The organism is Photobacterium sp. GJ3, from assembly GCF_018199995.1.
GTDB lineage: Bacteria > Pseudomonadota > Gammaproteobacteria > Enterobacterales > Vibrionaceae > Photobacterium.
The window spans coordinates 1,953,188-1,971,782 of sequence record NZ_CP073578.1; the positions used below are offsets into that span (position 1 = coordinate 1,953,188).

Genomic DNA, 18,595 nt, shown 5'->3' on the forward strand with positions numbered 1-18,595 from the left:
ATTCTCAGTTTATTTCGCGCTCAGCACCTGTGCAGGTTGCAGCGCACTGGCCCGTCGCGCCGGATACCAGGTCGCCAGCAAACTCAGAACAGTGGCCGTGACCGTGACCAGCGCGACATCCTGCCATTCCAGTTGTGTCGGCAGGAAGTTGACGAAATAAATATCGCCGGACAGAAACTGATGCCCGATCAAACGCTCAATCCCCTTGGCAATGGTTGTCAGATTCAACGCAACAACCGACCCGAGCAGGGCACCGAAGAGACTGCCGATTAAGCCCGAAAGTAATCCGTGCCAGACAAAAATCATCCGCACCAAGCGGTCTCCCGCGCCCATGGTTCGCAGAATTGCGATATCAGCGGCCCGATCTTTCACGGCCATCATTAACGTCGAGACAATATTGAAGCAGGCAACACCAATCACCAGCACCATCACCAGATACATGATGGTCCGGACCAGCTGAATATCGCGATACAGATAGCCGTATTTCTGCGTCCAGCTTTTCAGGTAGACATAAACCGGCAGGGTATAACCAACTTCCTTCACGATGGTCGTGGCATCCAATACCTGATCGACATTCATTGAGATCCCGGAAACCCCCTGCCCCAGAGACAGGTAGTCCTGTGCATCCCCAATCGGGACCAGCGCAAAGTTATGATCAATCTGCCCACCCAGCGCCAGAATGCCAGCCACCTGCAACCGAATCCGCTTCGGCGCTTTCAGCTGCTGACCGCTGTCACGATTGGGCAACATCGCCGAAATCCAGTCCCCGACTTTCACACCCAGGACATTCGCGACCCCTTGCCCCAGAATCATTTGCTTCTGACCAGCTTTCAGATTCTGCCAGGCGTTGTCCTGAACATAACCGGGTAACGCACTGACCTGTGTTTCCTGTTGCGGATCAACACCCCGGACTTCCACGGCTTTCAACTGTGTGCCTTTTTCAAGCAACGCGGTGAACTGAACATAAGGTGCGGCGGCCTTGACGCGCGGATGCTTCTCCACGATTTCCAGCACCGACTGCCATTCATTAAATGGCGGCCGGACTGCTTCCAGTTCGCCGTGAGGAATCACAGCCAGAACCCGGTTCTGCAACTCACGCTCAAAACCATTCATCGCAGACAGACCAATGATGATCACTGCCACGCCGACAGCAATCCCCAAAATCGAGGAGATGGAGATGAAAGACACCATGCGATTGCGCTGTCTTGCCCGGCTGAACCGGCTTCCGATAAACAGAGACAAGGGTCGCATCAGGCCACCTCGAACGCTGCCAACTGACCGTCTTGCATGTGCAGACAGCGATCCAGTTTTGCAGCCAGTTCATTATCATGGGTCACGACCAGAAATGCTGTACCGGAGTCCTGGTTCAGGCGGCGCATCAAATCGTAAATTTCCAGAGCCGTTTTGTGGTCCAGGTTTCCCGTCGGTTCATCGGCAAGGACCAGTGCAGGCTGATTGACTAATGCCCGCGCAATGGCGACACGCTGACGCTCTCCCCCACTGAGTTCTGAAGGTCGATGGGTATAGCGATGGCTCAGGCCAACCTGATCCAGGATCGCTCTGGCCTGCGCTTTGGCTTTCGCAGCCGCAACACCGCCAATCATCAATGGCATCGCAACATTTTCTTCCGCAGAAAAATCAGCCAGCAGATGATGAAACTGATACACAAAGCCAATCTCCTGATTTCTGAGCCTGGCCTGTTTGTTGGCACTCATGCCATTCAGTTTTTGCCCTTTGAAGTAGACTTCCCCCTTGGTCGGCGTGTCCAGTGCGCCTAAAAGATGCAGCAAGGTACTTTTGCCTGAACCGGACGAACCGACGATTGCCACCAGTTCTCCCGGTGCCATCGTCAGGCTGACATCATTCAGCACCTGGGTTTCCAGTTTGGCTTCACGGTACACCTTGAACAGATTGTGGCATACCAACAACGAATCACTCATAACGCAAGGCCTCTGCTGGACGGACCGATGCCGCCCGGTAAGAAGGAAATAGGGTGGCGACTAAACTCAGGCTGATTGCCCCCAGAATAACAATGGCAACCTGCAAAGGCTTCACCTCAACCGGCAATGCCCCGCCCAAGCTGGCCAGATCGACCCCGAGTACAGACAGGATCGGATTAAGATAAAGGGCCAGTAAGATGCCCAGGACACCGCCGGTCAGCGCCCCGATAACCCCGCTGCTGGCTCCCTGGACGATAAACGTCAGCAGAATCTGTCCACTGGTCATGCCCTGAGTTTTGAGAATTGCGACTTCTGCCTGTTTTTCCATCACCACCATGATCAGCGCAGAAATAATGTTGAATGCGGCCACACCGACCACGAGTCCCAGCATCAGGCCCATCATGTTCTTTTCCATTTTGACGGCCTGAAACAGTTCCCCGCGTTGCTCGCGCCAGTCTGACCACTGCCAGCCGTCAGGTAACGGTGATTGCGACAGCTCAGTCACCCGAAAAGGATCATCCAGAAAGAGACGCCAGCCTGTGAAACTATCTTTCTGATAGCGCAGCAAACGGCCAGCATCCTGAATGTTGGTCAGCACAAGGGATTTATCAACATCCGAACCGGTGAAATAGATCCCGGAAACAATGAAATTCCGCTGGCTGGGAATCCGGCCAAGCGGGGTATAGACACTGACACTGGTGACCATCAGACGCACCTTGTCCCCGACTTTCACACCCAGCTGCTGCGCCATGCCGTTGCCCAGAATCACCCGGTAGCTGCCCGGTGTCAGATCACGGAGATCGCCCTGAACCAGACTGCCTGCCAGCGGCTCATAGCGCTCTGGATCAATGCCAAGCATAGAACCGGCAGATAAAGCACCCGCACTTTGCAGCACCGCTTCTGCACGGGTCAGCGGCGTCGCCTGGGTGACATGGGGTAATGCTGTCAGCGCGGAGGGCGCTTGTCCGGTATCCGTTACCGGACCGTCTGCCTGCGTGATCAGCGCCTGAGGCAACACACCCAGAATTCGGTTTTTCAGTTGTTGTTCAAAGCCGTTCATCACAGAGATGACAATGACAAGCGCAAGAACACCGATGGTAATCCCCGCCGTCGACATACCTGAAACAAAGCGACTGAAACGATCGCCGGACCGACCTTTGAGGTAACGCAATCCGATAAAAATTGGCAATGGATGAAACATCATTCAGTTAGGAACCATCCTGTAAACAGTGTTCGAAAGCATACCTGCTGACGGTCGTGATTACCACGCAGCCAAGTAAAAGATATGAAAAAAGAGTGGCTAAAAATCAAGCTCTTGATACCTCTAACTTGCCCGTTCGTCTGTGCTAAGTGATAATCGAAGCCTAAACAACAAATCACGAGTGTGACATGAATCAGGACGAGTACTTTTCAGTCCATGCCGGGCTTACCATCAATGTTGAACCTTTACCGGAACATTTTGCGCTGCCCGACGACCAGGCATTTCTTCAGGAAATCCCACCTTTATTTCGTGTTGCCAGTGAATGTAGCGAACTGGAACACAACGCAGACAAAGTCTTGCAGCAAGAAAGTAAAAGCATGAACAGGACTCTGCTGGATTATCTGGCAGCCCAGAATAACAAAATCAATCTGCTGCTCGCTTTTGTGCTCAGACAACAAGATGACCCAGCCTATCGTCAACTGACCGAAACCTTCGGCGCCAGCCAGCTCACCTATGTTTCTCAGCAGCCTTTAGCGACCGGCAGCCAGGTCCGGCTGAAACTCTTCCTTGAAAATCCGCCCGCCGCCGTGTATTGCTATGCCGATGTGCAGGATTGTCAGCCTGTCGATGGGGATGCTTTTCAGATCACCCTGCATTACACGAGGCTGCAGGAAGAAGACAGAGATCTGCTTATTCGTGCAGCATTGCACATTCAACAGAAAATGCTGCGCCAGCGCGCGTTGCAACGAAGCGAAAAACAATAATTTGTCATGACCTCACAGACTTTATTTTCTCTCCCTTTACCGGGCAAAGCGGGCGATAAGCGATTTGTCGGGAACGTGTCTGGTGCTGCGCTGGCAATTTCGATTGCCGAACTGGCCAAAAGCCATCAGGGTCCGGTGCTGGCCGTTGTGCCAGACACCCAGACCGCACTGCGCCTTCAGCCTGAAGTCAGCCAGTTCACCCAAGTCGATGTGCATGTGTTTCCCGACTGGGAAACCCTGCCTTACGACAGCTTTTCACCCCATCAGGATATCATTTCCGATCGATTGGCCCGGCTGTATCAGTTACCGACCCAGAACAACGGTATTCTGCTGGTCCCGGTCAGTACTCTGCTGCAACGACTGACGCCGCGCAGTTTCCTGCATCAGCATGCCCTGCTGGTCCGCAAAGGGGATCGGTTGTCACTCGAAAAGCTACGTCTTCAGTTAGAAGCCGCGGGCTATCGTCGTGTCGATCAGGTCATGGAGCACGGTGAGTACGCCAGCCGTGGTTCGCTGCTCGACCTGTTCCCGATGGGGAACAACGAGCCCTATCGCATTGACTTTTTTGATGATGAAGTTGATTCCATTCGTCAGTTTGACCCGGAGTCGCAACGTTCCACCGGTGAAATCGACAACATCAATCTGCTCCCGGCCCATGAGTTTCCAACCGATGACGTGGCCGTTGAAAACTTCCGGATGCGCTGGCGGGAACGATTTGAAGCGCGCCGGGAACCGGAATCCGTCTATCAGCAAGTCAGCAAACGGACCTGGCCGGCGGGTATCGAATACTGGCAGCCTCTCTTTTTCGAACAGACCGATACCCTGTTTGATTATCTGCCGCAGGACACCCTGCTGCTGACTTTTGGTGAGCTGGAACAAGCCGCTGATCATTTCCTCAACGATGCGGCATACCGTTTCGAAGAACGACGGGTCGACCCACTGCGCCCGCTCCTGCCGCCCAAAGAACTGTGGCTCACAACGGAGGAGATGTTCTCCCACTTCAAGAACCTGCCGCAGGTGAAGCTGAGTAAAGCGAAAGAAGAAGAAAAAGCGGGCCGCTTTAACCCGGCGCTCTCTCCGATTCCGGCACTGACTCTGAATCATCAGTTGAAAGAGCCACTGTCCGCACTGCGCCAGTTTCAGGAAAAGTTCACGGGGAAAATCATCTTCTCCGTCGCCAGCGAAGGCCGGCGGGAAGCCCTGCTTGATCTGCTGGCACGCATTAAGCTGCGTCCCATGGTTTGCCACAGTCTGGAAGAGGCCATGTCGGCAGCCAGCCCGTATACCCTGGTGATTGGTGCGGCGGAACAGGGCTTCATTCTGGAAGAACCGTCCGTTGCCTTCATTTGTGAAAGTGATTTACTGGGTGAACGCGTCATACAACGACGCCGTCGGGAAGAAAAGCGGACCGTCAGTTCAGACACCATCATCCGCAATCTGGCTGAACTCAAAATCGGACAACCTGTGGTCCATTTAGATCACGGCATTGGCCGCTATCAGGGGCTGCAAACCCTCGAAGCCGGTGGCATCACCACAGAATACGTAACGCTGGAATATCAGGGCGCTGCGAAGCTCTATGTGCCGGTTGCTTCTCTGCACCTCATCAGCCGCTATTCCGGCGGTGCTGAAGATGCCGCACCAATCCATAAACTGGGCGGTGAAAGCTGGCAGAAAGCCCGCCGTAAAGCCGCCGAGAAAGTCAGAGACGTGGCCGCCGAACTGCTGGATGTATACGCCAAGCGCGAACTCAAACCCGGCTTCAAGTTCAAACTCGACCGCGAGGCCTATGCTGATTTCTGCACCGGCTTCCCGTTCGAGGAGACAAACGATCAGGCCATGACGATCAATGCCGTGCTGTCGGATATGTGTCAGGCCAAGGCCATGGATCGCCTGGTGTGCGGTGACGTCGGTTTCGGCAAAACGGAAGTGGCGATGCGCGCCGCCTTTGTCGCCGTTGATAACAGCAAACAGGTCACCGTACTGGTGCCAACCACCCTGCTGGCTCAGCAGCATTTCGAGAACTTCCGAGACCGCTTTGCCAATACGCCGGTTCGGGTGGAAGTGTTGTCCCGCTTTAAAACCGCCAAAGAGCAGAAAAGCATTCTGGAAGATGTCAGAAATGGCAAAATTGATATCCTGATCGGCACCCACAAACTCCTGAATGCTCAAGTCAAATATCAGGATCTTGGTTTGTTGATCGTCGACGAAGAGCACCGTTTCGGCGTCCGCCAGAAGGAAAAACTGAAATCACTGCGGGCGGATGTCGACATCCTCACACTCACGGCCACACCCATTCCGCGAACGCTGAACATGGCGATGAGCGGCATGCGGGATCTGTCGATTATCGCGACCCCACCTGCCCGCCGACTGGCCATTAAAACCTTTGTGCGCGAACGGGATGATTTAATAGTCCGCGAAGCCGTGCTGCGTGAAATTATGCGGGGCGGTCAGGTCTATTTCCTGCACAACGATGTCGACAGCATCGAGAAAACTGCGGAAGAACTGGCGAAACTCATCCCCGAAGCACGCATCACCACCGCCCATGGTCAGATGCGTGAACGTGAACTAGAGCGCGTCATGAGTGATTTCTATCACCAGCGTTTCAATTTACTGGTGTGTACCACCATTATTGAAACCGGGATTGATGTGCCGACCGCGAACACCATTATTATGAACCGCGCCGATCATCTGGGTCTGGCTCAGTTGCATCAACTTCGGGGACGCGTTGGCCGCTCGCATCATCAGGCTTATGCTTATCTGCTGACACCGCATCCGAAACGAATGACCAAAGATGCCGTGAAGCGTCTTGAAGCCATTGCCTCGCTGGAAGATCTGGGCGCCGGATTTACGCTGGCAACCCACGACCTTGAAATTCGTGGTGCCGGTGAATTACTTGGCGATGAACAATCCGGTCAGATTCAGTCAGTCGGTTTCACCCTCTTCATGGAAATGCTGGAGCAGGCCGTGGAATCGCTGAAAGCCGGGAAAGAGCCTTCACTGGACGATTTACTGCGCGAACAAACTGAAGTGGAATTGCGCCTGCCTGCGCTCTTACCGGATGACTACATTCCGGATATCAACACCCGTTTGTCGCTCTATAAACGTATTGCCAGTGCCGATCAGGAATCAGCTCTGGATGAACTGAAAGTCGAGTTGATCGACCGCTTCGGATTGCTGCCCGATGCGGCTACCAACCTGCTGACGCTGAATAAACTCAAGCTGAAAGCGGCAGGCTTAGGTGTGCGCCGGATTGAAGCCGGCGAGAAAGGCGGTTATTTTGAATTTGCTCAAAATGCTGCAATCGACCCCGGTTTCCTGGTTGGTCTGTTACAATCGAAACCACAACAGTTCCGGATGGATGGCCCGACCAAACTCAAGGTCATTGCATCACTGACGGATCGCCGGGAACGCATCAAGTATGTTGACGGCTTCCTAACACAATTAGCTGAAAACACCCTATAATTGGCTGCATACCAGTGCGGAGTATTACCTTGAAAAATCTGATTTATTTGCTGCTGCTTGTCATCAGTCTGCCAAGTTTCGCAGCACGACAATTTGACATTGAAGTCATCATCTTCAAGCGCAACGTCAACCCGGACCAAACCGGCGAATCGTGGCCGGATCAACCGGCTCCGCTGGATTACGCCAGAACGGTTCAACTTGTGGGTTCGTCACAGTTAGCGAATCGCGGAATCACCATGATGCCTGCGAGCCGTTTCGCGCTGAACAGCCAGTACCAGCGCCTGAAAGCTCACGCCGGATTTACGCCACTGGCGCATTTTGGCTGGCGTCAGGGCGATCTGAGCAAAGCGCAGGCCCCGACTTTCCGTCTGACGGCTGGCCGTAATTTTTCCGGCCAGTATCTGCCTGATGGGACCTCCATAGAGGAAGCGGCCCGTCGTGAACGTGACGGCCAGCCCATGACGACACCGCCCAGCTTTGAACTGGCTGCAGAAACGCAAGAAACAATGCCTGCACAGCCGGATCAGCCGCTGTACGAGCTGGAAGGTAAGATTCAGGTCTATGTGAATCATTATCTGTTTACCAATACACAGCTGGACTTGCGTGAGCCGGGCCGCCGGGAAGTCGTCGTCGGCACTGAACTGCCGGAAGGTGGCACCACCGCTTTGAGTGACACGGTTCAATTTGGCCAGCTTCAGGAAGTGAAGAAAAAAATTGAAGTGGAAGAGTTCCTGAAAACATTCCGCTTTGATCAGCAACGCAAAATGCGCAGCGGCGAGACCCATTATCTCGATCACCCGCTGATGGGCATGGTCGTACAAATCCGACGTCTGGATTCATAATTGCAACCACGGGGTCAGCACTGGCCCCGTTTTTGATTCAGTGAATGCCGCAGGAACTCAGATGAAACTGGATATCGAACTCACCTCGCCTCGCCTCTACCTGCGCCCCTATAAACTGGCCGATCTGGAAGCCCATCTGTCTGCCGTGCTGGAGTCCTACAAAGATTTATCTCCCTGGGTCGAATGGTGTCATGCCAATTACAATCAGCAAGATGCTCATGCCTGGATTTCTGCCTCCCAGATGAACTGGAAACTGGATAATGGCTATGAGCTGGCCATTTTCACGCGTCATCATGACCACTTTATCGGCACAGTTTGCCTCAATAATCTCTCTCAGCTGACCAACGCGGCAGAGCTGGGTTACTGGATCCGCAGCAGCAGCCACCAGCAGGGATTTGCTCAGGAAGCGATTCATTCCCTGGCCCGTTTTGCGTTTGATACCCTTGCCCTGACCCGGCTTGAGATTGTGATGCATCCGGGGAATCTGGCGAGCCAGCGGACCGCAGCACGATGTGGTGCCCACTATGAATCATTGAGCCGTAATCGGATTTACAGCCGCGGACAAGCCAGAGACGGCCTTGTTTATGCGCTGATCCCAGAGGATTTATCCAAGCCCAGACCTTAAAAACACGCTCGAAAAACACTTCAAAAACAATCATGAGAGATCAACAAAGCCGTGTATTTCAGCTAGAATTGGCCTCAGTCAATCCGTCATCAGGTAGGAAATTCTGTGTCAAAAATCATTATTGCGATCATCATTATCGGCTTGGGTATTTTTTTCTTCCAGCGCAGCCAGAATAATAAACAAGCCGCGCAGCAAAATATTGAAGAAGGGAAAGCCTTCCTGGACGCCAACAAACAGCAGGAAAGCGTCCAGACCACAGCATCCGGCCTGCAGTATCTGGTCCTTCAGGAAGGCACCGGGACGGTACATCCGAAAGCATCAGATAAAGTGACGGTTCACTACCATGGCACGCTGATCGACGGGACCGTATTCGACAGTTCGGTTGAGCGGGGTGAGCCCATCGCCTTTGGTCTGAATCAGGTCATCAAGGGCTGGACAGAAGGGTTGCAGCTGATGGTTGAGGGCGAAAAAGTCCGCCTGTTTATTCCGGCAGAACTGGCTTATGGCAACCGCGGTGTGGGTAAAATCGGACCGGGTTCGGTGCTGATCTTTGATGTGGAACTGCTGAAAATCAACTAAGCTTTCTGTCTGCAAGACAATCAGTTTCAAACTGAAAGCCATAAAAAAACCGCCGAGCCCGGCGGTTTTTTTTGTTTCTGACACTGAAGGCAATCAGTGCAGTTTCAGATTCGGCCTCAGCACCCGGTTAATCCGTCCAACCAGCATCATCAGGCTGGTTTTGAAGAATCCGTGCAGCGCGATATGGTGCATCCGGTACAGGGAGATATACATCACCCGGGCAATCCGGCCTTCAATCATCATTGAGCCTTTGGTCAGGTTCCCCATCAGGCTGCCGACGGTCGAAAAACGGCTCAGAGAAACCAGAGAACCATGATCCACAAACACATAAGGCTTTTGCTGTCTGTCGGTCAGTTTGGCCACGATGTTCGAGAAGCAGCGGCTCGCCATCTGGTGCGCGGATTGCGCACGCGGTGGAACCAGTGTGCCGTCTTTCTGGGTACAGGCTGCCAGATCACCAATGACATAAATGTCTTCATCACGTGTGGTTTGCAGCGTGTCCTTCACAACCAACTGGTTAATCCGGTTCGTTTCTAGTCCCGCAATCTCTTTCATGAAATCCGGCGCTTTGATCCCCGCAGCCCAGACCATCAGCTGTGCCGGAATATGCTCGCCGTCTTTGGTGGTCAGGCCGTTTTCATCCGCTTTGGTGACCATGGTTGCTGTGTGAACCGTGACACCCAGTTTGGTCAGCTCGCTGTGCGCAGCAGAAGAAATACGCGGAGGTAAAGCAGGCAGAATCCGCTCACCCGCTTCAATCAGATTGACATTCAGACGGGAGCTGTCCAGATCGCCAAACCCATACAGACGCAGCTCCTTCACAGCATTGTGCAGTTCAGCAGACAGTTCCACACCGGTCGCACCTGCCCCCACAATGGCAATATCTACTGTTTTCTGCGCTTTATTGGCATGAAGTTTCAGGAACTGGTTGTTCATTTCAGTTCTGAATCTGTGCGCCTGCTCAGGGCTGTCGAGGAAAATACAGTGTTCGCGGACACCCGGGGTATTGAAGTCATTACATTTCGAGCCAATCGCCAGCACCAGAATATCGTATGCCAGTTCACGCTCCGGGATCAGCAATTCCCCATCTTCGTCATACAAAGGATGCAGCGTAATCACTTTGCGTTCGCGGTCGATGTCTTTCAACATGCCCAGCTGAAAATCAAAATGATGGTTTTTCGCGTGGGCACGGTAGCTCAACGCATCAACGCCCTCATCCAGGGATCCCGTCGCCACTTCGTGCAACAATGGCTTCCAGAGATGGCTGCTGTTTTTATCGACCAGTGTGACGTTCGCTTTGCCCTTTCGACCCAGCGTTCGCCCCAATTTAGTGACCAACTCCAGGCCACCTGCACCGCCTCCAACTACGATGATTCTCGTCACAGTCTTTTCCTCTAGTTTTTATAAATTTTGTACAAACCAGCAGAGCAGCGCTCTGCCAGCTATGAATCTGACTGACGTAGAGTGGTTCAGGTGATAACTGTCATTCACCTGCAGAGGGAGAGGCATATACGCAATTCGTTGCTTTAAACTGCTTTATTCTTTGTAAGTGCTGGGAGATTTTTTTGAATTTATGCGTTTGAGTCTCGTCCCAGATCACCTGGTAATATGCGTCCAATGTTCTGTTTGTTGATAGATTATCTAACACTTCATCTTCGGTTGAAAGTATACAGAGACACTTCCCTGCATTTTTTTCCCGAAAATCAGCGACACATTTGGTTGCAATATCCGCGTACTCTTCCGGACGATCAATTTTACCCTGCATCATTGCTTCAGGATGTAAATTCGGGTTAAAGATCACTTGCTTAATCCCACAGAGAAAACCGATTCGTTCTGCCCAGTAGCCCCCTAACCCGACACCACAGATGAGCGGAGACGGATCCTCGCTGGCAGAAATCAGCTTATCCACTTCCTTTAATAGATGTTGCATATCGTGCTTGGGATGGAATGTACTGTAAGTGACTGCCCGAACATCCGGATCGATGAACTGAAGTTGCAGTACTTTTTCATGGTTGCCCGGGCTGGTCGAATCGAATCCATGCAAATAGATAATCACAGTGATCTCCTCAGATAACTGAAAAAACTTGGAACCATGACTATACGAAAACGCCCCCATTAACCACAACAAAAATATGGTTATAGACATTCATTACTGCTGGATCAGCACAGCAATGTCTTTTCGGATTTCAGTGAGCTTATCGATGAAATGCTGACGCTGCCTGGCAGACAGACTTTGGTTCAGGCGGGTCAGTAATTCAAATCTGCGCTGAAGGTAGCGATCAAACTGAAACTGAACCGGCGCATACCGGAATGCAACCATATCCTGCAGTAGTTTTTCCAGTTTCCCCTGAAACTCCGGTCGGTGACGCTCTGTCATCAACTGCTGCCATTGCTGATACAGGCCCTGACGAACCGAGAAAAATACAGGTTCGATCTCCAACTGATACTGCGCCAGTTCCGCAATCATGGCCGACTGTTCGTCGGTCAGTGAACCAATCCATTCCCGGCTGATTTTCTCAAACCGGGTCCGGTAACGCTTGAGTTTCTCTTCCTGAGTCAGTTTTTCACGCTTCGTCCGTAACTCATCCAGATCCTGGTTCACCTTGGTATTGATTTGCTCGACCTGAATGTTGCTGAGATACCGCAGCAGGTTGCTCACAGGCGGCGTAAACACCGTAATGCTGTCCTCTCCCAGCCCCGTGAAACTGTGATGATAGCCTTCAATCTGAGCCGTCGTCATTGGCTGCGCTAAGTCACGCTGTAACGCTGTGATCTCTTGGTGGACTCTGGGCAGTTCTTGCCGGCGGTGGATCGCTTGTGCTTGCCGGAACTCTTGAATAAACCTGGACTCCTGAGCGGATGTCAGGCTGACATAATCGTCCAGATACCACGGAATCCAATAATCCATGGTGTTATAGGCAAGCCGGGCGACGCAGGCAGATATCAGGAAAACAGACAAGGAAAGGATCAGCAGTCTTTGCCATACAGAACGGAACTCAGGCACGCAAACCTCCTTCAGCAGGCAGATGAAACTGAAAAGGCGGGCTGACAAGTCAGGCGATAAGCTTGGCCAGATACGTGTGAGCTTCAAGACGATAAGACTCATCTTGCCAGAGATGTGCGCCAGCATAATACCAAAGCATAGCCAAGAAATCGCACCAGGGAAGCCATTGCTGCACGGCATTTGAGACAGTCACTTCATCGTATCCGGCAAGCTGCGCATAGATAATGGCAGCAGCTTTTGCATCCAGCTCGTTGGCCTGAATCGTCAGCGCCAGATCCAGCATAGGATCCCCGGCTGCAGCATACTCCCAGTCGATCACAGCGAGCTGACTGTCCGGACGCCGGATCAGATTATAAAATCCCAGATCATGATGGCAGCAGGTTTGCGGAAATAAACGATCCGGAATCTGCTGAAAAAATCGCTGGCAAACTGAGTTGAGCGGGGCGCTTTTATCCGACGGCTGAATCGAAGCCAGATAATGTCCGGCCTTTTGTCTGACATCCAGTGCCCACTGAGGGGCCGAAAGACAATGAACCCGATACAGCAATTGCATGAGTTCTTCAGTCGCTGGTGGTTGCGTGAGTACCTGCCCTTCGATCCATTCCACCAGAATGCCGTGCCGGTTTTCAGCCAGTGCAGCCGGTGCAATGCCGCTGGAGTGAATAGCTGCCAGTAGCTGAAATTCATGATGCCGGTGAACCCCAAAAGCACGACTGATCGGACTGTCTGGACGCCAGACGGCTTCCACTAGCGTCGTTTCAGGCGCATCCAAATGGGGGGAAGTGTTTAATGTGAGGTGCCAGCATCGGTTACTGAGCCCGCCACTCAATGGGCGGGCGCAGCGTACTTCATAGCCAGCAAGACGGGAGAATGGAAACGCTCCCGCAGAAGAATGGCCGGAAGACACTTACCAGCCCAGCAGGCGCTTGGCTTCCTGCTTCCGGATTTCTGTTTCGTCAGCCCACTCAATCAGACCGCTTTCCAGATCCATCAGACGCATGGTCATTTTGTAGTACACATCTTTGTCACTACCCGCCTGTTTCACAATGCTCGACAGATTGCCGTACAGCATGTACTGCGCGCCGACCATCTTACCAAACTGAATCGCCGTGCTCTGGTTCACCAGCTCATCGTTATTCTGGAAGTTCAGTTGCTTGCGCACTGACTCAACCCGCGTCATATCCACAAAACGGAATTTGCCCGAGTTCAGGAGCTTGGTACTGATCGAATCGGTCACCGATTCCGTATCAATGTGCTCGCTGGTTTTATTTTTAATGCTTTCGACAAAAATAATCGGACGCTTGCCCGCGGTAATCGCACCCACCGAGCCGGAAGACAGCATGCTGTCGGTCATATCTTCGGCAATTTTCTGCAGATCACTGGAGCCGAATTCAACCGTAGTCGTCTCGATGGACTGAGCATCACCGTAAGTGACCTGTTTTGCACAGCCACCCATGAGAGCAGCTACACCCATTAAAGCAATGACGCGTTTATTCATTTCTGACCCTTAATCGGTTTTCTTTTCATTTTGGATGTTGAGGATGGACCAAACCTATCAGCCCAGCCTGATTCTGTTACCAGGTCGTGGTGGCTTCACGAATATAGATCCGGTAGTTTTCCGCATCAGGCGTCTTTGCCATGGCTTTGATTGTCATGGTGTCTTTGCCATGCAGCACAAACTGACGCCACGGACTGTCGCTGCCATTCACTTCCAAACCTTTGCCATCATACCAGTAAAAGCGGTATTGCAGCTTAATGTCTCCGTCAACCTTACTGACCACAGGAACACCCGCCATCAGCAGACCATTTTCACGGGAGACCGCAGCCTGCTCGATCCCAATCTGGCTGGCCAGATGCGGGTTGGCAATCACAACATGCTGATTGCTGCTATCGATACTGATTCCCGACGTTGTCGTACGTGCACAAGCTGTCATCAGCAGCGCAACACAAATTGCTATCACATATTTCATCAGTTTCCTCCTAGTAGCACTGACCAGCCATTCATGGTTTGCCCCTGACGAGACACCCAAACGAAAGTCGTTCGACCTTGTTTGATCTCCGCTTCCACGGATTGCCCCTGCCATTGAATAAGATGGCTGCCAGGCATTAAATCTTCCTGATACAAAGCCACTTGTGCAGGCAAGCTCTGCCAGCTTCGTGTATCAGGCTGTTCTGTAAGCGTATTGAATATGTTCGCGAGCGCATTGCCAAGTTCATCACCGTTCTGTGCTGCGGCCTGACGGAATTGATCTTTTGCAATCACCCGCAAAGCTTGACGTAAGACTCTGGCCGGCATGGCTTCATTCAGACTTTGCCGGGCCATTTGCGTCACATTGGCCAGTGGCGTCGCCTTCAGCGGACGCCCATCCATCACCATCGGCCCCGGCAAAACCATGGGTCGCGGTGGGTAATGCGGCAATGCCATGTTATAGAGCACATTTTGGCCGTTACTCTGATAAACCCAGAGAGGTGCCCGCCAGCCTTCAGGCGCCTGCACGACACCCTGCTCATCTAAAATAATCAGGCGACCAGTTGTACTCGGGGGTGATTGCCAAGGGCCATATTTTCGGGTCAGCAGCTGTAAATCATCTTTCATATCGAGCCGGACAGCCAGTCGCTGAACGGCTTGCGCAACATAGTCGTTATCGGGCGCAACTGCCAGTGCACGCTTATAATCGATATAAGCATCACTCAGGCTGCCATCGGCTTCATAAAGCATGCCTGACAGATAAAACAGATACCCATTCTGAACAGCAGATAATGTCTTCCCTGCCCCCGGATAACGGGATAACACGGCGCCGATATTGTCGGAAAGCCCTTCGCTGTCCATGCGTTCTTCTGCGGCCGCAAGCTCTGATTCCCGCCGCTTTTTCGCCGCTTCCTGGACCCGATTCGCCCGGCGGACTTCGACCAGTGCAGCATTGAGATCATGTTTCTGAATGTAGTTCAGCGACAAGTATAAATGCAAAAAACCCAGTTCGTAATCAGAGGCTTGGTAGGTGATCATGTTGTCGTTGGTAAACAGAGAACCGGCCTGATTCAACCCTTCTGAGATTTGAATTTCAGCCGCATCTTCCTGCACTCTGACGGCAAGATCGGATTGCTGAAAAGCCGACAGGCTCTCGGGATAATCCCGCAACAAAAAATTCAGCCGGCCTTTTTCCATGCCATCCAGAATTGGCCCTGCAATATCATCCGGCAGCACATCCAGCGCCTGCTGATACTGGCCCTGACCCAGAGCTGCACGACTTTCCGAAGTACTGGCACTGTAATGACTGAACAGGCCGCGACCCGATAAATTGGCACAGCCCGAAAGCATATAAACGCAAAAGAAGACACATGTTGTCCGCAGGAAAAGTTTGTTCATTCGATCCTGTCTGTTGAATAGCAGCCGTCATACGCTTTGACAGACGACTGCCCAGTCCATTTTTTTAAACTTTAACCAACCAGCATTGGCCCCAGCGGACGTCCACCCAATAAATGCATATGGACGTGGTACACTTCCTGACCACCGTGAGGATTACAATTGACGATCAGGCGGTAGCCGTTCTCGGCAATGCCTTCTGCTTCTGCCAGTTTGCGTGCAACCGTAAATAAACGCCCCATCATTGCTTCGTCATCCGCTTCCACATGATTGACCGTTGGGATCAGCTTATTCGGAATGATCAGGATATGGCTGGGTGCACGCGGATTAATATCCCGAAACGCAGTCACCAGATCGTCCTGATAAACAACATCGGCCGGGATTTCTTTCCGTATAATTTTGCTGAAGATTGTTTCTTCTGCCATGGCGAGCTCCATATTCAACGATTTACCAGAGGTGAGTATGCTTGAGGAACGCCAACAGAGCAATATTGAACACCGTTTTAAACAGGATCACAGCCATTTATTTTTTACCGGGTTTTGACTTTTGTTATCTCTGGCAAAGTATGTACAGATTGTTTTTCTTTAGTCTCATTGCAAACCAATATGTGATTTTGATGACATCGTCACGGCTTTTACATCACTTATTTTACGTCGTGAAGTAAACGTTGTATCACTGATCATGACAATAACAAATGAAAGACAAAGCAAAACAGAGCCGCAAGGTATACAGACGGTTCATGCTGTACATGTTTTTAGGGACGAGAACGCAATGAGAAAACACACCTCTGTAATCAGGCGCATGTATGCAGGATTTGCAATCATGATTGGCCTGTTCGTCATGACCAGCACCCTGACCTTAATGGAAACAAAAAACATTTTCAGCCAGCTCGAAAATGTCAATACAGAGTCCCTGCCTCTGGTCACAGTTTCCAGTCAGGCCAATGTCGAGCTTCTGACCGCAGACAAAATCTTCAAGGATTTTCTGACCACCAATGACCCTGCGCAAATGGTGCGTTACGAAGCACAATTTACCGAAGCTTATGAGACCTTTCGGCAAACGCTGAAATTGCTGGTGGACACAGCAAAAGATTTTCCGGCACTCAGCAGCCAGTTAGACGCTTTACAGGCACTCGAAAGCCGCTATTTTTCTGAAGCTCAGGTCGCAATGACGAATTATCGCGATCAACTGGCCGCTAACGATGCCCGTCAGCAATCCATTCGCCGATTCCAGCAATTACACCGCGATCTGAATGTAAGAATGAAAGATGTGATAGCAGAGCGGAGTCGTGTTTCAGAGCTGATGATGGCAAAAAGCTATTTCGACAAACTCAGTCAGACCGAAGCCATTACCTCAGATGCGCTGGCTTCATCGGATGTTGAAACCATCAATGAAGCCATCAAGAACAACAAACGCCTGGTCAATCATCTGAAAAATGCTTATCGCGCTTTAACGTCGATGAATTCGGATCTCAAGCGCACCTTTGATACGCCAATCGAGCAGTATAATCAGGATATCGGGCAACCCGGCGGTGTACTGGATGTTCATTTCACTTACATTCAGGCTCAGGAGCGGCTCTATGCCAGCATCACGCAGCTCACGCTTGAAATCAATCAGGCCAATACGCTGCTGGAAAGTTTTCGCAGTCAGGCCAGAACCGATATGGACAGCGCCATCGCGCAAGCCGGTGAGTTTTATCAGTCCAGCGTGACGCACACAGTTTTGTTAGGGTGCCTGGCGTCTGCTCTGGCGCTGGTGATTGGCTGGTTTCTGGCAAGAAATGTCCGTCAGCCGCTCGCAGCAACCTTACGGATACTGGAAGCACTGACCGACGGCGACATGACCAAACGGATTACCGAGAACAAATTTGTCGAGTTCGAGCAGCTCAGCCACCATATCAATACATTAGCCAACCACTTGCAGCAGCTGTTGGGCCAGCTCAGTGATGCCTCCACCGAACTCACCCAGGTCGCGACACAGAACCAGTCCACAACCACGGAAACAACCAGCCGTCTCAATGAACAACGGCAACAGACAGCATCCGTGGCAACCGCGATGACAGAAATGGAGCACTCTGTTTCTCAGGTGACCCAAAGTGCGCAGCACACTCTGGATAAGGTCAAGCATGTCGCCTCGGCTGCCTCAACCGGTCGTGACGTCATGGGGCGCAATATTTCAACCACGCATCAGTTATCGTCCCAGTTGGATGACTCAGTTCAGGCCGTCAACCACCTGCAACAAATGAGCCGCAATATCGGCAGTATTCTTGATGTGATCCGGAACATCGCTGATCAAACCAACCTGCTTGCGTTGAACGCAGCGATTGAAGCTGCACGCGCTGGCGATCAGGGACGAGGTTTTGCCGTTGTTGCCGATGAAGTGCGCATTCTGGCGCAGCGGACGACGGATTCAACAGGAGAGATTGAATCCATGATTCAGGAACTTCAAACCTCATCCAGCCAGGCGGTCCGGGTCATCGAAAGGTGTGTTCAGGAAATGGAAAACAGCGTCAGTCAGACGTCTGAAGCAAGCAGTGCCATGGAGGAGATTGAGGCCATCATTATTGAGATCAATGAGATGAGCAGCCAAATCGTTCAGGCGACTGAAGAACAGCGAAGCACAACGGCGAGTATTGCCCGCAGTCTGGAGGACATCAGCGAGATTGCCGATGCTAACCTTGCGGCCATGGAAAGTGTCACCGGCGCAAGCCTGAAGCTCGATCATCAGGCGAAGGAACAAAATGCCTTAGTCCGGCGGTTTAAGCTGTAAGCCGAAAAACAATGCACTGACGGTTCCGGACACACCGATTGTTCT

General features: G+C 52.0%; 17 protein-coding genes. 6 read left to right on the plus strand and 11 right to left on the minus strand.

Annotation, left to right across the window (positions count from 1 at the left end; all coding sequences use genetic code 11):
• Positions 1–9: 9 nt before the first annotated feature.
• Genes lolE through lolC form a run of 3 tightly spaced genes read right to left on the minus strand, consistent with a single transcriptional unit; the run spans position 10 to position 3,141 of the window.
• A complete protein-coding gene (lolE, locus tag KDD30_RS08745; RefSeq protein ID WP_211649752.1) occupies positions 10–1,254 on the minus strand; it encodes a lipoprotein-releasing ABC transporter permease subunit LolE in 1,245 nt (414 codons plus the stop codon).
• Complete coding sequence (lolD, locus tag KDD30_RS08750) at positions 1,251–1,940, minus strand: lipoprotein-releasing ABC transporter ATP-binding protein LolD (protein WP_211645475.1); 690 nt, start codon at positions 1,938–1,940, stop codon at positions 1,251–1,253. Before lolD ends, lolE begins: the two co-directional genes overlap by 4 nt.
• The gene (lolC, locus tag KDD30_RS08755) at positions 1,933–3,141 is read right to left on the minus strand and encodes a lipoprotein-releasing ABC transporter permease subunit LolC (RefSeq protein WP_211649754.1); all 1,209 of its coding nucleotides are present in this window, start codon (positions 3,139–3,141) and stop codon (positions 1,933–1,935) included. The genes lolD and lolC overlap by 8 nt, the downstream gene beginning before the upstream one ends.
• A gap of 188 nt (positions 3,142–3,329) precedes the next feature.
• On the opposite strand from lolC, the gene KDD30_RS08760 reads away from it, so the two are divergent.
• The 5 genes from KDD30_RS08760 to KDD30_RS08780 all read left to right on the plus strand — a co-directional run bounded on the left by KDD30_RS08760 (position 3,330) and on the right by KDD30_RS08780 (position 9,413).
• Positions 3,330–3,905 (plus strand): PilZ domain-containing protein, encoded by a 576-nt coding sequence (locus tag KDD30_RS08760; RefSeq protein ID WP_211645477.1) that lies wholly within the window; start codon positions 3,330–3,332, stop codon positions 3,903–3,905.
• Positions 3,906–3,911: 6 nt separating this feature from the next.
• Positions 3,912–7,367, plus strand: a complete 3,456-nt coding sequence (gene mfd / locus KDD30_RS08765) for a transcription-repair coupling factor (RefSeq protein WP_211645479.1) — start codon at positions 3,912–3,914, stop codon at positions 7,365–7,367.
• A gap of 29 nt (positions 7,368–7,396) precedes the next feature.
• Positions 7,397–8,209: a peptidoglycan binding protein CsiV gene (locus KDD30_RS08770; protein WP_211645481.1), complete on the plus strand. Its 813-nt coding sequence runs from the start codon at positions 7,397–7,399 to the stop codon at positions 8,207–8,209.
• A 61-nt stretch (positions 8,210–8,270) separates the two neighbouring features.
• A complete protein-coding gene (locus KDD30_RS08775) occupies positions 8,271–8,834 on the plus strand; it encodes a GNAT family N-acetyltransferase (protein WP_211645482.1) in 564 nt (187 codons plus the stop codon).
• Between the two features lie 105 nt (positions 8,835–8,939).
• Positions 8,940–9,413 (plus strand): FKBP-type peptidyl-prolyl cis-trans isomerase, encoded by a 474-nt coding sequence (locus KDD30_RS08780; protein WP_211645484.1) that lies wholly within the window; start codon positions 8,940–8,942, stop codon positions 9,411–9,413.
• A gap of 93 nt (positions 9,414–9,506) precedes the next feature.
• On the opposite strand, the gene KDD30_RS08785 is transcribed toward KDD30_RS08780, so the two are convergent.
• The 8 genes from KDD30_RS08785 to hinT form a co-directional block, all read right to left on the minus strand.
• On the minus strand, positions 9,507–10,796 hold the full coding sequence (locus KDD30_RS08785; RefSeq protein ID WP_211645486.1) for an NAD(P)/FAD-dependent oxidoreductase: 1,290 nt from the start codon (positions 10,794–10,796) through the stop codon (positions 9,507–9,509).
• A 100-nt stretch (positions 10,797–10,896) separates the two neighbouring features.
• Positions 10,897–11,469 (minus strand): alpha/beta hydrolase YcfP, encoded by a 573-nt coding sequence (gene ycfP, locus KDD30_RS08790; RefSeq protein WP_211645488.1) that lies wholly within the window; start codon positions 11,467–11,469, stop codon positions 10,897–10,899.
• A gap of 93 nt (positions 11,470–11,562) precedes the next feature.
• The gene (locus KDD30_RS08795) at positions 11,563–12,417 is read right to left on the minus strand and encodes a DUF6279 family lipoprotein (RefSeq protein WP_211645490.1); all 855 of its coding nucleotides are present in this window, start codon (positions 12,415–12,417) and stop codon (positions 11,563–11,565) included.
• 49 nt (positions 12,418–12,466) lie between these two features.
• Positions 12,467–13,324, minus strand: coding sequence for a phosphotransferase (locus KDD30_RS08800; protein ID WP_211645496.1), 858 nt, complete (start codon positions 13,322–13,324; stop codon positions 12,467–12,469).
• Positions 13,325–13,915, minus strand: coding sequence for a penicillin-binding protein activator LpoB (lpoB, locus tag KDD30_RS08805; RefSeq protein ID WP_211645498.1), 591 nt, complete (start codon positions 13,913–13,915; stop codon positions 13,325–13,327).
• Positions 13,916–13,991: 76 nt separating this feature from the next.
• A complete protein-coding gene (locus KDD30_RS08810; RefSeq protein WP_211645500.1) occupies positions 13,992–14,387 on the minus strand; it encodes a YcfL family protein in 396 nt (131 codons plus the stop codon).
• Complete coding sequence (locus KDD30_RS08815; protein WP_211645502.1) at positions 14,387–15,784, minus strand: COG3014 family protein; 1,398 nt, start codon at positions 15,782–15,784, stop codon at positions 14,387–14,389. Before KDD30_RS08815 ends, KDD30_RS08810 begins: the two co-directional genes overlap by 1 nt.
• A 71-nt stretch (positions 15,785–15,855) precedes the next feature.
• Positions 15,856–16,206 (minus strand): purine nucleoside phosphoramidase, encoded by a 351-nt coding sequence (gene hinT, locus KDD30_RS08820; RefSeq protein WP_211645504.1) that lies wholly within the window; start codon positions 16,204–16,206, stop codon positions 15,856–15,858.
• Between the two features lie 397 nt (positions 16,207–16,603).
• On the opposite strand from hinT, the gene KDD30_RS08825 reads away from it, so the two are divergent.
• On the plus strand, positions 16,604–18,550 hold the full coding sequence (locus KDD30_RS08825; protein ID WP_249199051.1) for a methyl-accepting chemotaxis protein: 1,947 nt from the start codon (positions 16,604–16,606) through the stop codon (positions 18,548–18,550).
• Positions 18,551–18,595 lie beyond the last annotated feature (45 nt).